Here is a 278-nt window from a genome sequence, read left to right on the forward strand (position 1 = left end):
GGATTTTTTGTGGAAGGTTTGTCAACAGGCACGGTTACTTATACTAACGCGATGCGAGAGCCTAGAAACAACGCGCAGTTTTATAGAACAAATGGTAGTAATCAAACCAATTCCATTTTAGAAAAGCACCGTTACTGGTTGAATATAACTGCAGAACAAAATGCCTTCAAACAGGTTTTGGTAGGTTATATTGAAACGGCAACCAATGGCATGGACCGTTTGTTTGACGGAAAGATGATAGATGCTACCAGCTCGGTTACTTTATATACGAAAGTGGA

At 39.9% G+C, this 278-nt stretch carries 1 pseudogene; it reads left to right on the top strand.

The window, feature by feature from the left end:
• A pseudogene (locus WFZ85_RS16365) lies at nucleotides 1–278 on the top strand (hypothetical protein); the annotation flags it as partial.

The sequence above is a fragment of the Flavobacterium aureirubrum genome, assembly GCF_038739835.1.
Taxonomy (GTDB): Bacteria; Bacteroidota; Bacteroidia; order Flavobacteriales; family Flavobacteriaceae; genus Flavobacterium; species Flavobacterium aureirubrum.